Origin of the sequence: Paraburkholderia phymatum, from assembly GCF_038900715.1 — a bacterium.
Taxonomy (GTDB): domain Bacteria; phylum Pseudomonadota; class Gammaproteobacteria; order Burkholderiales; family Burkholderiaceae; genus Paraburkholderia; species Paraburkholderia phymatum_A.
On sequence record NZ_JAYMRZ010000044.1, the window covers coordinates 20483 to 33365 of the forward strand.

Annotated in this window: 14 protein-coding genes; 10 read left to right on the forward strand and 4 right to left on the reverse strand. The window is 64.9% G+C overall.

All coding sequences use genetic code 11. The features are described from left to right. Positions 1–6: 6 nt before the first annotated feature. Positions 7–1569: a S53 family peptidase gene (locus tag VSR68_RS41110; protein ID WP_342945152.1), complete on the reverse strand. Its 1563-nt coding sequence runs from the start codon at positions 1567–1569 to the stop codon at positions 7–9. 309 nt (positions 1570–1878) lie between these two features. Here VSR68_RS41110 and VSR68_RS41115 point away from each other — a divergent pair, with 309 nt between their 5' ends. Beyond that, entirely contained in the window at positions 1879–2391 is a 513-nt protein-coding gene (locus VSR68_RS41115; protein WP_342945153.1) for a DUF1993 domain-containing protein, read from the forward strand. A gap of 211 nt (positions 2392–2602) precedes the next feature. Here the strand turns inward: VSR68_RS41115 and VSR68_RS41120 are convergent, their stop codons facing one another. Continuing rightward, a complete protein-coding gene (locus VSR68_RS41120) occupies positions 2603–2923 on the reverse strand; it encodes a YnfA family protein (RefSeq protein WP_342945154.1) in 321 nt (106 codons plus the stop codon). Between the two features lie 171 nt (positions 2924–3094). Here VSR68_RS41120 and VSR68_RS41125 point away from each other — a divergent pair, with 171 nt between their 5' ends. Next, positions 3095–3268 (forward strand): DUF1289 domain-containing protein, encoded by a 174-nt coding sequence (locus VSR68_RS41125; protein WP_342945155.1) that lies wholly within the window; start codon positions 3095–3097, stop codon positions 3266–3268. Positions 3269–3295: 27 nt separating this feature from the next. On the opposite strand, the gene VSR68_RS41130 is transcribed toward VSR68_RS41125, so the two are convergent. Then, entirely contained in the window at positions 3296–3925 is a 630-nt protein-coding gene (locus tag VSR68_RS41130) for a LysE family translocator (RefSeq protein ID WP_342945165.1), read from the reverse strand. 133 nt (positions 3926–4058) lie between these two features. Here VSR68_RS41130 and VSR68_RS41135 point away from each other — a divergent pair, with 133 nt between their 5' ends. From VSR68_RS41135 to VSR68_RS41170, 8 genes are all read left to right on the forward strand, one after another. Further along, positions 4059–4523: an Lrp/AsnC family transcriptional regulator gene (locus VSR68_RS41135; protein WP_342945156.1), complete on the forward strand. Its 465-nt coding sequence runs from the start codon at positions 4059–4061 to the stop codon at positions 4521–4523. Between the two features lie 110 nt (positions 4524–4633). Then, positions 4634–4867 (forward strand): hypothetical protein, encoded by a 234-nt coding sequence (locus tag VSR68_RS41140; protein WP_342932188.1) that lies wholly within the window; start codon positions 4634–4636, stop codon positions 4865–4867. Positions 4868–5091: 224 nt separating this feature from the next. Next, the gene (locus VSR68_RS41145) at positions 5092–5766 is read left to right on the forward strand and encodes a histidine phosphatase family protein (RefSeq protein ID WP_342945157.1); all 675 of its coding nucleotides are present in this window, start codon (positions 5092–5094) and stop codon (positions 5764–5766) included. 24 nt (positions 5767–5790) lie between these two features. Next, complete coding sequence (locus VSR68_RS41150) at positions 5791–6825, forward strand: phosphotransferase (RefSeq protein WP_342945158.1); 1035 nt, start codon at positions 5791–5793, stop codon at positions 6823–6825. Positions 6826–6876: 51 nt separating this feature from the next. Further along, positions 6877–7641: an SDR family oxidoreductase gene (locus VSR68_RS41155; RefSeq protein WP_342945159.1), complete on the forward strand. Its 765-nt coding sequence runs from the start codon at positions 6877–6879 to the stop codon at positions 7639–7641. Positions 7642–7684: 43 nt separating this feature from the next. Further along, a complete protein-coding gene (locus VSR68_RS41160) occupies positions 7685–8935 on the forward strand; it encodes an acyl-CoA dehydrogenase family protein (RefSeq protein WP_342945160.1) in 1251 nt (416 codons plus the stop codon). Between the two features lie 74 nt (positions 8936–9009). Continuing rightward, positions 9010–9939, forward strand: coding sequence for a LysR family transcriptional regulator (locus VSR68_RS41165; protein ID WP_342945161.1), 930 nt, complete (start codon positions 9010–9012; stop codon positions 9937–9939). 273 nt (positions 9940–10212) lie between these two features. Then, on the forward strand, positions 10213–11505 hold the full coding sequence (locus VSR68_RS41170; RefSeq protein ID WP_342945162.1) for a mechanosensitive ion channel family protein: 1293 nt from the start codon (positions 10213–10215) through the stop codon (positions 11503–11505). Between the two features lie 111 nt (positions 11506–11616). Here VSR68_RS41170 and VSR68_RS41175 read toward each other — a convergent pair whose 3' ends face one another. Further along, complete coding sequence (locus tag VSR68_RS41175) at positions 11617–12564, reverse strand: ABC transporter substrate-binding protein (protein WP_342945163.1); 948 nt, start codon at positions 12562–12564, stop codon at positions 11617–11619. Positions 12565–12883 lie beyond the last annotated feature (319 nt).

The window sequence follows — 12883 nt, forward strand, 5'->3', positions numbered from 1 at the left end:
TTCAGACTATAAAGCCGCTGCCACCTTCACACCATTGGGACTACCCAATCCCGTGCAGGCATCCCACCCCGTGGTTGCCGCATAGCTGCCGTTGTTGCCCTGCGTGATGTCGTTGCAGGCGCCCGCCGCCTTGTACAGCTTCGGATTGACGAAGCCGACGGGTGCGCCCTTCGCGCCGTTGATGCGCGCGATCAGCGCCGCCCACAGCGGCGCGACGGCGCTCGTGCCGCCGACCACGGTGTTGTTGCCGTCGACGAGCACGTCGTAGCCGGTGAGCGGCGACGCATCGCCCGCGACATCCGGCACGCCGCGGCCCGCCAGCGCGGTCTTTCCGCCCTGCGCGCCCTTCGTGGACAGACCTTCCTGCCAGGGGGGGACCGGGAACGTGCCGCTCACGCCGCCGCCCGTCGAGCCGCCGTCCGCGCCATCGTTCCAGACGACTTCATGCGTGACCTTTTGCCCGGAGCCTTGCACGCTCGTGCCGCCGCACGCGAGCACATAGGGGCTCGACGCGGGGAAATCGACGTGATCGCTGCCATCGCCCACGCCGTCGGTCGAGCCGCTGTCGCCCGATGCCGCGCACACCGTCACGCCGACCGCCGCCGCCGACTGAAGCACGTCGTTGAAGGCCGCCATCGATTGCGCCGTCCATACGCTTTCGGGCGCGCCCCAGCTGATCGAAATCACGGATGGCTTGTTCTTCGTATCGTGAACGGCGCGGCTCACGGCGTCGATAAAGCCGGCGTCGCTGTTGGTCGTGAAGTACACGGCGATCGTGGCGGCAGGCGCGATTGCGCCGGCGATCTCGACGTCGAGGGTGACTTCGCCGTCCGGTCCGTTCGGATCGCCCGTCGGATGGTTGCCGCCCTGATCGACGCCGACGGCGACGACCTTCGGCGAGCCCACGCCAAGGCTCGAAAAATAGCTGGTCAGATCGGCGGTGCGATAGCCGCCGCCCAGTTCGATGATGCCGATGCACTGCCCGCTGCCGTCGCCCTGCGGGAACTGATACATCGACGCGAGCTGCAGCGGCGTAAACGACGCCGCCTCGCGCGCCTTCGCCGGCGCGAACGGCGGACGGATGCGGAAATGCGGCCTCGCCTGCGGACGGTTGTCGAGACCGAGCACGGCCGTCACGACGCCATGCAGATCGTCGGGCACGCTGATCGCGCCCGTGCGGCCGCGAAACCGGCCCATCGAATGATGCTCGTAGTGTTGCAGCTTGACGTCGAACGCCGCCTGGAACTGCGCGATCGTGCCGCTCAATGTGACCGTGCGCGCCGATGCGTCCTCGCGCACGACGGCCAGCCCATGCTGCGACGCGAAGGTCTTGAGCTTCGCGACGTCTTCAGCGGCTGCGCCAAACCGCTGCTCGAGCTCGTCGCGCGACAACGGCTTGGCGTCCGGCGCGCCCGCCTCGATCTTCTTCATCAACTGCGTGAATTGCTGCTCGTCCTTGCGGCGCAGCACGACGACGACCTGAATCGTTTCAGACGGGTCGCACTGCGCGACGACCTTCGAACCGGCTGCGACCTGGCGTTCGCTGCCGGGCAATGGATGCTTCGTCATGGTTTCGATTCTCCCAGTGCATGGCGGGGCCACGGGTTAGACACACGACGGGCGCATGACGGGCCGATGCGGACGGGCGCGCTGCAACCCGTCGCGCCGCGAACACGCCGTCGTCATGAGACAGAAAACCAACCGTCCGACCAATCGATTCGAACACAGTTCCTGCACGCTCGACACCTGGCCGAACGGCTAGCTTTTGTCATGCATCGGAATCGCTGTACGCTGCTCCAGCAGCAAATGCGCCGTTGCGTTACGCTATGCGACCGCGTGCCGGAGGGTGCGCGAGAACCCCGAATTCGAGGACCACCCATGACCATCTCGATGTATCAGGCATCCATTCCCGTGCTGATTCGCGGCCTCACGAACCTGCAGGCGATTCTCGGCAAGGGCCAGGCGCACGCGGCGGAAAAACAGATCGATCCGTCCGTGCTCACGGGCGCGCGGCTGTTCCCGGACATGCTCCCGCTGGCCCGTCAGGTACACATCGCGACGGACACCGCGAAGGGTTGCGCGGCACGTCTTGCAGGCGTCGAAGCGCCGAAGTTCGAAGACGTGGAGTTCGCGTTCGACGAAATGCACGCCCGCATTCAGAAAACGATCGATTATCTGAAGGAGTTCAACGCCGCACAGATCGACGGTTCGGAAACGCGCGAAGTGACGCTGAAAATGCGCAGCGGCCCGGTCGAGTTCACCGGCTTGTCTTATCTGCTCGGCTTCGCAATGCCAAATTTCTACTTCCACATCACGACGGCATACGACATCCTGCGTCACAACGGTGTGGAACTCGGCAAGCTCGACTACCTCGGCAAGCCGAACAGCTAACGCGGATCAGTACCACTGTCGGAAGCGCGGACTGGCGTGAACTGGCTCGCCCGTTCGCGCTCATCCTGGTCAACAAGCGGCGAACGGCGGCATTGAGTGGGCGATCAGGCAGGCCATCAAATGAGCCGTCGAATGAGCGGTTAAGTGAGCCGTCGAATGAGCCGCAAAATGAGCCCCCAGCCGAGCCACCAGACTGCCCTCAGACGGAAGATCAAACCCGCGGCTGGAACGCGATGACCCCCATGCCCGCCAGCGTGAGCGCCGCGCCCGCGAGATCCCACGCGCTCGGGCGCACGTGATCCACGCCCCAGAGCCAGAGTATCGCGACGGCCACGTACACGCCGCCGTATGCAGCGTACACGCGGCCGGCTGCCGTGCCATGAAACGTCAGCAGCCACGCGAACAGCGCGAGGCTCAACGCGCCCGGCACGAGCAGCCACGCGGGGCCGCCCGCCTTGAGCCAGCGCCAGGGCAGATAGCAGCCGACGATCTCGGCGATCGCGGTCACGACATAGAGCAACAGGGTCTTCATCGGCAGATGTGGGAGTGATCGGTCGATGCGCACGCGGCGTGCGCAGGAGCAGCGGCGAGCGCTTCTGCCCCGCCGTCTATCGCTCTTATTAACACAATCACTTTGCCCTTGCCCGGAGCGCCGTGCGACAGTCGTCGCTCCCCGCCCTCCACCTGTCACGAGCAAGCCAGCATGAGTGTCAAATCGCCCTGTATCGACGTCTGCAAGTTCGACAGCAACACCGGTTATTGCCTGGGCTGCCTGCGCACCCGCGAAGAATGCAAAGGGTGGAAGAAGATGAAGGACAAGCATCGCCGCAAGGTCATCGACCAGAAGTCGGAGCGTGCGGCGATGATTCGCAAGTAGGCAGGAACCGCGCGCGGCGGCTGCCGCTCAGTCGAGCGACAGCCGCACGGCGAAGCCGATCAGCGCCGCAGAAAACGTCCAGCGCTGCAGCGTCTGCGCAAGCGGATGCGAGCGCACCCAGCCGGAGATGCGCGCGGCGCCGACAGCATAGGCGGCATCGAAACACGCGCCGATCGCCACCAGCACGACACCCAGTTCGAGCACCTGCCACGCGACGTGCCCCGCCTCCGGACGCACGAATTGCGGCAGCAGCACCGAGCAGAACAGAAGCGCCTTCGGATTCAGCAGGTTCGTCAGCAGCCCCTTGGCGAACGCCGATCGCAGCGGACAGCTTCCGCCAGTCTGGGCGCCATCCGTCGGCATCGCGAACACGGGCGAGCGGAAAATCTGCACGGCCACCCACGCCAGATAGATCGCGCCGCCATAGCGCACGACTTCGTACAGCCACGGCGCGTTGCGCAGCAGCGCGGCGACGCCGCATGCGGACAGCGTCACGTGCGTCGCGCGCGAAATGCCGAGTCCGGCGGCGGCCGCGAAACCGTTGCGCGCGCCGCGGCCGATGCTCGTCTGAAGCACGAGCGCCATGTCCGGACCGGGCAGCGCAAAGACCACGACGAGCGCGGCCACATACATGACCAGAAGATGAGCGGAAACCATGACGACCTCACGTTTGAATGCGTTCATGATGCCTTCACCCCGCTAGCGAATGCTGGCGATTTTCGGTCTGATCACGCCAATAATTAGCGGAACACCCTAAACTTCTAAAATCTTCAACGGCATTTCACCCAACATGAACGACCTCGACAAAACAGACCTCGCGATCCTCGCGGCCTTGCAATCGGATGGCCGGATGTCGAATGCGAAGCTCGCCGAAACGGTCGGGCTCAGCGAAACGCCGTGCGCACGACGGCTCAAGCGGCTCGAAAGCGATGGCACGATCGAGCGCTATCGCGCGGTGCTGTCGCGTCCGGCGCTGGGGCTCGGCGTCGTCGCCTTCGTGTACGTGCGCTTCGCCGTGCACGATCGCGCGACGGCGACGCGCTTCGAGCGCGAGATTCTCGCGATCCCGCGCATCCTGTCGTGTCACAACGTATCCGGCAGCGCGGACTATATCCTCCAGGTGGTCGCGCGCGACCTCGACGATTACGGCACGTTCATGCGCGACGAGTTGCGCAGCCTGCCGGGCGTGACGTCGGTGGAATCGTCGCTGTCGTTGCGCGAAGTGAAGGCCAACGGCGGCTTGCCGCTACTCTGACGACGCATCGCCAAGACGCGATCATCGCGAACGGCCCGGCGACGCGTCGCGAACTCGTGGCATAGTGGGCGCCTCGCCATCGCGGCACAAACGAATCACGGAGCATGAGCATGGATCACGAAGCGGCGCGAGCCGAAGAAACCCGCGCGATGGAGCGCGTCCTGAACGCGACGAAGCAGGTGCAAACCGCGTTCGCCGCGCTGCAATCGCAATTCCCTCCGGCCGGCAGCGGCCGGCCGTCACAGATGGCGCTTCAGACGTTCGACGCCGCGCTACAGGAACTCGAAGATGCGCAAGCCGAGTTCGATACGCTGCTGAACGACCTGCTTGACGGCAACCGCTGAACGGTCTACGCGCCGGATGTTGATGGCATTTGGCGCGTCTCGCGGAAGGAGCGCGAGACGCGTCGCCGAACGCGCGCCGCGGCGAAGGCGGGAGCGTATAGCGACTGACAGTTAGTTGCGCACACGCATCATCACGATGAATAGCATCAGATTCATCAAATAAACTTCAGGAATGCGCGACACGCCGCTATGCTGGCCTCACCTTCTGCAAGGCGAAGCAAGCGATGGCGGAACTCTATCTGGTACGGCACGGCCAGGCGTCGCTGGGCGCGGACGACTACGACCGGCTCTCGGCGACTGGCGAACAGCAAGGCATCTGGCTCGGCGAATACTTCGCGCAGCGCGACATCGCGTTCGATCGCGTGATGTCGGGCACGCTGCGGCGCCACGCGCAAACCGTCGACGCGATCTGGCGCGGCCTGGGTGCGCCGCCTGTCGAATGCGAGGTCCACCCGGGTCTCGACGAATACGATTTCCACGCGCTCTTTCGCGCGCTCGGCGACGAGCACGCCGATCTCGCCGAACGCGCGACCCGAAGCGCGCGCGATTACTTCAAGGCGCTGCGCCAGGTGCTGCATCTGTGGGCAGAAGGCGCGCTCGATGACTGCGCGCCCGAAACGTGGAGCGCCTTCCAGCGACGCGTCGCCGATGCGCGCGCCGCGATCCAGCACGGCGGCGGACAGCGCGTGCTGGTGGTCAGCTCGGGCGGCGTGATCGCCGCGCTGACGCAGCAGACCTTGCACGCGCCCGCCGAGACGGCCATCGCGCTCAACATGCAGATCCGCAATAGCAGCGTCAGCCACTTCTTCTTCAATCGCGACGCGCTGCAGCTGTCGAGCTTCAATGGCATCGGCCATCTCGACGATCCGCAGCGCCGCGCTTTTCAGACCTACGGTTAGCCTACGAGCAACGCATCGAACGACATGACTCGCGATCGACACGACACCACGCTCGAGATCGAGCGGCTTACGCACTATCTGGCGCAGCACATCGCGGGCTTTCGCGGCCCCATGAGCGCGACGAAATTTGCAGGCGGCCAGTCCAATCCGACCTGGCTCGTCGAAGCGCAAGGCGAGCGCTTTGTGCTGCGCCGGCAGCCGCCCGGACAACTGCTCAAGTCGGCGCATGCAGTCGACCGCGAATATCGCGTGCTGCGCGCGCTCGCCGACACGCCCGTGCCCGTCGCGCGCGCGTTGCATCTGTGCGAGGACCGCGACGTGATCGGCAGCATGTTCTATCTGATGAGCTACGAGGAAGGCCGCGTCTTCTGGAACCCCGCGCTGCCCGAAGTCGACCGCGACGCTCGGCGCGGCTATTACGCGGCTATCGTGCAGACGCTCGCGGCGCTGCACGACGTCGATCCGCAAGCGGTGGGGCTCGGCGACTACGGACGCGCCGGCAACTACTTCGAGCGTCAGATCGGCGTATGGACGAAGCAATACCGCGCCGCCGAAACGGAACGCATCGCGGCGATGGAAGCGCTGATCGACTGGCTGCCCGCGCACTGTCCCGCCGATACACCCGACATGCGCCCGTCCCTCGTTCACGGCGACTTTCGCATCGACAACCTGATCTTCGCGAACGACGCGCCACGCGTGCGCGCGATTCTCGACTGGGAACTGTCGACGCTCGGCCATCCGCTCGCCGATCTCGCGTACTTCTGCATGTGCCTGCGCCTGCCGTCGGACGGCCATATTCCGGGGCTGCGCGGCCAGGACCGCGCGGCGCTCGGCGTGCCCGAAGAGGAAGAGATCGTCGCGCGATACTGCGCGCTGCGCGGCCTGCCCGCGATCGACAACTGGCCGTTCTTTCTCGCGTTCAGCTTCTTCCGGCTCGCTTCGATTGCGCAGGGCGTGAAGGCGCGCGCGCTGCAAGGCAATGCGTCGAGCGCGCAGGCGCATGACGTCGGCGCGATGGTCGAGCCGCTCGCGCAACTCGGCGCCGGGCTGATCGCCTAGCCGTTCATCGCATTCATCCCGTTCACCGATAAAGACACGAAGGAGACACCTATGAGCACGAACCTTTTCGACCTCACGGGCCGCATCGCGCTCGTAACGGGCGCAAGCCGCGGCATCGGCGAAGCGATCGCGAAGCTGCTCGCCGAACAGGGCGCGCATGTGATCGTATCGAGCCGCAAGATCGACGAGTGCGAGCAGGTGGCGGCGAGCATACGCGATGCGGGCGGCCGCGCCGAAGCGCTCGCGTGTCACGTCGGCCGCATGGAGGACATCGCCGCGACGTTCGCGCATATCCGCGAAAAACACGGGCGGCTCGACATCCTCGTGAACAACGCGGCGGCCAATCCGTACTTCGGGCATATCCTCGACACGGACCTCGCCGCGTACAACAAGACCGTCGAAGTGAACGTGCGCGGGTACTTCTTCATGTCGGTTGAAGCGGGCAAGCTGATGAAAGAGCAAGGACGCGGCGCGATCGTTAACACGGCGTCCGTCAACGCGTTGCAGCCCGGCGACATGCAAGGCATCTACTCGATCACGAAGGCGGCCGTCGTCAACATGACGAGAGCGTTCGCGAAGGAATGCGGGCCGCTCGGCATCCGCGTGAACGCGCTGCTGCCCGGTCTCACGAAAACGAAGTTCGCGGGTGCGCTGTTCGAGAACAAGGACATCTACGACCACTGGATCAGCAACATCCCGTTGCGCCGTCACGGCGAGCCGCACGAAATGGCGGGCACGGTGCTGTATCTCGTGTCCGACGCGGCGAGCTATACGAACGGCGAATGCATCGTCGTCGACGGCGGCCTGACGATCTAGCCCACGCAAAGAAGATGCAAGGGACACTCAAAGGACACACATCATGAATTTCGGCTACAGCCCCAAGGTTGAAGACTTGCGCCGCCGCGTGCGCGCATTCATGGACGAGCACATCGTGCCGCGTCAGCGTCAATGGCTCGATGAAGTGCACGCGGGCCGCTACCCTGTCTCGTTCATCGAAGAGCTGAAGGCGGGAGCAAAGGCCGAAGGCCTGTGGAATCTGTTCCTGCCGCATCTGAAGGACGACGAGCCCGGCACGCGCCTGACGAACCTCGAATACGCGCCGCTCGCGGAGATCATGGGGCGCATTTCGTGGGCGTCCGAGGTCTTCAACTGCAATGCGCCCGACACCGGCAACATGGAACTGCTGCACATGTTCGCGACGCCCGCGCAACGCGAGCAGTGGCTCGTTCCGCTGCTCGAAGGCACGATCCGCTCCGCGTTCGCGATGACGGAGCCGGACGTGCCTTCGTCGGACGCGACGAACATCACGACGTCGATCCGCCGCGACGGCGACGATTATGTGATCAACGGACGCAAGTGGTTCATCACGAATGCCGCGCATCCGAACTGCAAGATCTTCATCGTGATGGGCAAGACCGATCCGGATGCGGAAAGCCATCGGCAGCAAAGCATGATTCTCGTGCCCGCCGATACGCCGGGCGTCAAGATCGTGCGCAACATTCCCGTGCTGAACCACATTTCGCCGGAAGGACATTGCGAGGTTACGTTCACGAACGTGCGCGTCCCCGCATCGAACCTGCTTGGCGAAGAAGGCGGCGGCTTCGCGCTCGCGCAGGCGCGGCTCGGGCCGGGGCGCATACATCACTGCATGCGCTCGATCGGCGCGGCGGAACTCGCGCTCGAACTGATGATCGAGCGCGCGCAGGAACGCAAGACGTTCGGCAAGTACCTGCATCAGCACGGCACAGTCGGCGAATGGATCGCGAAGTCGCGCATCGAAATCGATCAGGCGCGGCTGCTCGTGCTGAAGACCGCGTGGCTCATCGACGAAGTGGGCGCGAAGGCGGCGCGCAAGGAAATCTCGATGATCAAGGCGCTGATTCCGCAACTGCATACGACCGTCTGCGACCGCGCGATGCAGGTGTTCGGCGCGATGGGCGTGAGCCCCGATACGCCGCTCGCCGATCACTGGACCTGGGGCCGCGCGCTGCGTTACGCGGACGGTCCCGACGAAGTGCATCTGCAAGCCATTGCGCGCATGGAGATCAAGGCGAGCAAGGAGACGTTGGGCGCGTCCGCCGCGTATCTGAACGTGCCGCCGCGCGACTGACCTTTGCAGCGCTGCGAGCGGACGCATCGCCGGCCACCCGTCGCTTATGATGTCGGGCGAAAGGAGACTGTGCGATGCGTCCACCGAAGCTCGATCTGAACCTGTTCGTCGTATTCGAAGCGATCTACGACAAGCGCAACCTGACGCGCGCGGCAGAGATGCTGTTCATCACGCAGCCCGCCGTCAGCAACGCGCTCGCGCGCATGCGCAAGGCGTTCGACGATCCCCTCTTCGTCAGCACGCCGTCGGGCATGGTGCCTACGCCGCTTTCGGAAAACATCATCGGCCGGGTGCGCGAAGCGCTGCAATTGCTGGAGACGAGCGCGACGGAAGGCGATGTGTTCGTGCCCGCCGCGTCGGAGCGCACGTTTCGCCTCAGCATGCCCGACCTGATGGAAGCGATCCTGCTGCCCGCGCTCGGCGAAGTGTTGCAGCAACAGGCGCCGGGCATGCGTATCGAAAGCTATTTCACGCCGCGCAGCGAAGTGGCCGCCGCGCTCGCGGCAGGCAAGATCGATTTCGCAATCGACGTGCCGCTCATCGACGATCCGCAACTGCATCAGTCGCCGCTCGGCAGCGACCGCTACGCATGCATGCTGCGCCACGATCATCCATTCGCGGGCGACACGCTGACGATGGACGACTATCTCGCGCTCGGCCACATCCAGGTATCGAGCCGCCGCCAGGGCAGCGGGCTCGTCGACGCCGAGCTTCACAAGCTCGGCAAGCGCCGGCAGTTGCAGATGCGTGTGCAGCACTACATGGTCGCGCCGCTGATCGCGCTGCGCACCGATCTCGCGCTCACCGCGCCCGTGCAGCTCGTGCAGCGCTACGACGCGCGCATTCTCGAACTGCCGTTTCCGCTTGCGAAGCTCGAATGGCACCTGTACTGGCATCGCAGCGGCGAGCAGGATCAGGCGAACCGCTGGGTGCGCGGCGAAGTGATCCGGCTGATGGACGAGATGCGCGAGCCGCCGCGCGAATCGCACGTCCCCGCGCGTTGAGCTTCGGATCGCGCTACGCCTCCTGTTCCGCAAATGGCCTGATCGTTGCCGCCGCATGCAGTGTGCGGTAACGCCCGCGTCGCAAGATGCGGCACAGTTTGTGCGAACCGACATGACGCTGAAGAGCGACGAGTGTTCGCGGTTTGCCGGCAGCGTTGCAGCCGTTTCATGCAGCCCGCATCGCACGCTACCGCGATGCGCGGCAATCGACATCGCTGTCGGGAACTGTCTCCCGTTCTTCCGCTACGAAGAGAAGACGAGGACATTGCATTGATGATTTCCTTCGACGACATCGAGCGCATCGTGGATGCGCCGATGCATTCCTGGCCCGGCGGCGCCGTCGTGTCGGTCATCGCGATGGCCATTGCGCTCGCCGTTCAACGTATCGGCGCGCGCATCGTCACGCGCATTGCGCGCCCCTACCCGCTCGCGACCATCGTGCTGGCGCATATCGACGTGCCGACGCGCGTGCTGCTGATGGTGCTGGGGCTCTTGTTCGTGTTCTGGGAAGCGCCCGACACGCTGCGCTACATCGTCCCGTTGCGCGACGTCGCGGCTTTCGTGCTGATCGCAACCGTTACATGGCTGGCCATGCGCCTCGCCGCGTCGATCGGCGAGGCGATCATCCACGCGCATCCGCTCGATACCGCCGACAATCTCCAGGCACGTCGTATCCACACGCAGGCGCGCGTGCTCGCGCGCTCGGTGATGGTGGTGATCGTGATCGTCGGCGTCGGCGGCGCGCTGATGATGTTCCCCGCCGTGCGACAGATCGGCGCGAGCCTGCTTGCGTCGGCGGGGGTCGCGGGACTGGTCGCCGGGATCGCGGCGCGTCCGGTGCTCGGCAATCTGATCGCGGGACTACAGATCGCGCTCTCGCAGCCGATCCGGCTCGACGACGTCGTCGTGATCGAGAACGAGTGGGGGCGCATCGAGGAAATCACGGGCACGTACGTGTCGGTGCGTCTGTGGGACATGCGGCGGCTGGTCGTGCCGCTCCAGTGGTTCATCGAGCATCCGTTCACCAACTGGACGCGCAGCAGCTCGCAGATCATCGGCACGGTGTTTCTCTACGTCGATTACCGCATGCCGCTCGCGCCGCTGCGCGAAGAACTGGGACGGCTGCTAAAAGAAGCACCCGAATGGGACGGCAGCGTTCAGGTGCTGCAGGCGACGGATGCGTCCGAGCGCGCATTGCAGTTGCGCGTGCTGGTCAGCTCGATGGATTCGGGACTCAACTGGGACTTGCGCTGCCGCGTGCGCGAACGACTGCTCTGTTTCATCCAGAATCACTATCCGCAGTATTTGCCGCATGCGCGCGCGGAAGTCACGGCCGAACTGGAGCGAAGCAGCGAGTTGCCGCCCGTGCCGCAACCGCCTGCCCACGACGAGCCGGTCGCATCGAGCACGGCGGCGGACACGCCCGCCGATCCCGTTGCGGCCGTCGGTGGTGCGCGAACGCGGCGCAACAGTCACGGGAACGGTCAGCGCCACGTTGAGCGCCGCGTGCCGCCGAGTACCGACGGCGTGCATCGCGGACGGGCGCGCGCGGCGCCTACGCACTAGGCGCGCGCGGGAATCTGCATTCACGCGCAATGCATCTCGCAGGCGTGGCGAGTTGCAGCGCTCGCGACGGCCGACATGCATCGCCACCGGCCGCCGCGAGCTAACCGCACATCACTTGTAGAGAACAGCCGCGATCTTCGGATCGTCGATGTTGCCCTTGTCGTACCAGTAGAAGCCCGTGTCGATGCGCTTGGGCAGCTTCTTGCCCTGAAGCGCCTCGACGGCCGCCTGGACCGTGTCGTAGCCGATGCCGATCGGATTCTGCGTGACGGCCCCCGCTTCGTCGCCGCTGCGGATCGCGTCGAGTTGCTTCTCGCCCGAATCGAAGCCGACCAGCACGATCTTGCCGGTCATCTTCATTTCGCGGGCACCGTTGACGACGCCGATCGCCGAACCTTCGTTCGTGCCGAAGATGCCCTTAAGATGCGGATGCGCGGTGATGATCGACTTCGTGATGTCCGTCGATTTCAACTGGTCTCCGCCGCCGTACTGAACCGTGACGACCTTGATCTTCGGATACTTCGCCTTGATGCGCTCGACGAAGCCATCGCGACGGTCGATGCCCGTGCGGCTCGTCTGGTCGTGCGCCACGACGGCGACTTCACCCTCGTTGCCGATCAGCGCGGCCATCTTGTCCGCTGCGACGGCCGCTGCCGCCTTGTTGTCGGTTGCGGCCGTCGAAAGCGGAATGTCGCTGTCGACACCCGAATCGAATCCGATCACGGGAATCTTCGCGGCCTGCGCCTTTTTCAGCAGCGGCGTCGCGGCCTGGCTGTCGAGCGCCGCGAGACCGATTGCGGACGGCTTGCGTGCGAGCGTCGCCGAGAGAATGTCGATCTGCTTGTCGACCATCGCCTCCGTCTCAGGGCCCTCGAACGACACCTTCACGTGCAAGTCCTGCCCCGCCTTTTCCGCACCTTTCTTCACGGCTTGCCAGTACTGGTGCTGAAACCCCTTCGACACCAGCGCGACATACGGAACGTCGGCCCATGCACCCGTGGAAAATCCCAACGCCAGGCTCAGTCCGAGCGCCGCGCCGATCAGTTTCGGTTTGATCATCTACAAGTCTCCTCTATGGTTGAAAGTACGACACGCGACGATGCGCGCGCCGTCACCCGGTGCGGGCACGACGTAGGCGATACGTTGCGCCCGGCTTGACCCGCGGCTCGCCCGCCAGCGCATCGCGCAGCGGGACGGCCTCACGTTCTTCGCACTGCTGCTGTTACCGCTGCTGTTACCGCTGCTGTTACCGCTGCTGTTACTGCTGCTGTTACTGCTGCTGTTACTGCTGCTGTTACTGCTGCTGTTACTGCTGCTGTTACTGCTGCTGTTACTGCTGCTGTTACTGCTGCTGTTACTGCTGCTGTTACTGCTGCTG

Excerpts from the sequence above, each read along its gene's own strand:
- VSR68_RS41110 (WP_342945152.1), bottom strand. The coding sequence starts at position 1,569 with ATGACGAAGCATCCATTGCCCGGCAGCGAACGCCAGGTCGCAGCCGGT.
- VSR68_RS41115 (WP_342945153.1), top strand. The coding sequence starts at position 1,879 with ATGACCATCTCGATGTATCAGGCATCCATTCCCGTGCTGATTCGCGGC.
- VSR68_RS41120 (WP_342945154.1), bottom strand. The coding sequence starts at position 2,923 with ATGAAGACCCTGTTGCTCTATGTCGTGACCGCGATCGCCGAGATCGTC.
- VSR68_RS41125 (WP_342945155.1), top strand. The coding sequence starts at position 3,095 with ATGAGTGTCAAATCGCCCTGTATCGACGTCTGCAAGTTCGACAGCAAC.
- VSR68_RS41130 (WP_342945165.1), bottom strand. The coding sequence starts at position 3,925 with ATGGTTTCCGCTCATCTTCTGGTCATGTATGTGGCCGCGCTCGTCGTG.
- VSR68_RS41135 (WP_342945156.1), top strand. The coding sequence starts at position 4,059 with ATGAACGACCTCGACAAAACAGACCTCGCGATCCTCGCGGCCTTGCAA.
- VSR68_RS41140 (WP_342932188.1), top strand. The coding sequence starts at position 4,634 with ATGGATCACGAAGCGGCGCGAGCCGAAGAAACCCGCGCGATGGAGCGC.
- VSR68_RS41145 (WP_342945157.1), top strand. The coding sequence starts at position 5,092 with ATGGCGGAACTCTATCTGGTACGGCACGGCCAGGCGTCGCTGGGCGCG.
- VSR68_RS41150 (WP_342945158.1), top strand. The coding sequence starts at position 5,791 with ATGACTCGCGATCGACACGACACCACGCTCGAGATCGAGCGGCTTACG.
- VSR68_RS41155 (WP_342945159.1), top strand. The coding sequence starts at position 6,877 with ATGAGCACGAACCTTTTCGACCTCACGGGCCGCATCGCGCTCGTAACG.
- VSR68_RS41160 (WP_342945160.1), top strand. The coding sequence starts at position 7,685 with ATGAATTTCGGCTACAGCCCCAAGGTTGAAGACTTGCGCCGCCGCGTG.
- VSR68_RS41165 (WP_342945161.1), top strand. The coding sequence starts at position 9,010 with ATGCGTCCACCGAAGCTCGATCTGAACCTGTTCGTCGTATTCGAAGCG.
- VSR68_RS41170 (WP_342945162.1), top strand. The coding sequence starts at position 10,213 with ATGATTTCCTTCGACGACATCGAGCGCATCGTGGATGCGCCGATGCAT.
- VSR68_RS41175 (WP_342945163.1), bottom strand. The coding sequence starts at position 12,564 with ATGATCAAACCGAAACTGATCGGCGCGGCGCTCGGACTGAGCCTGGCG.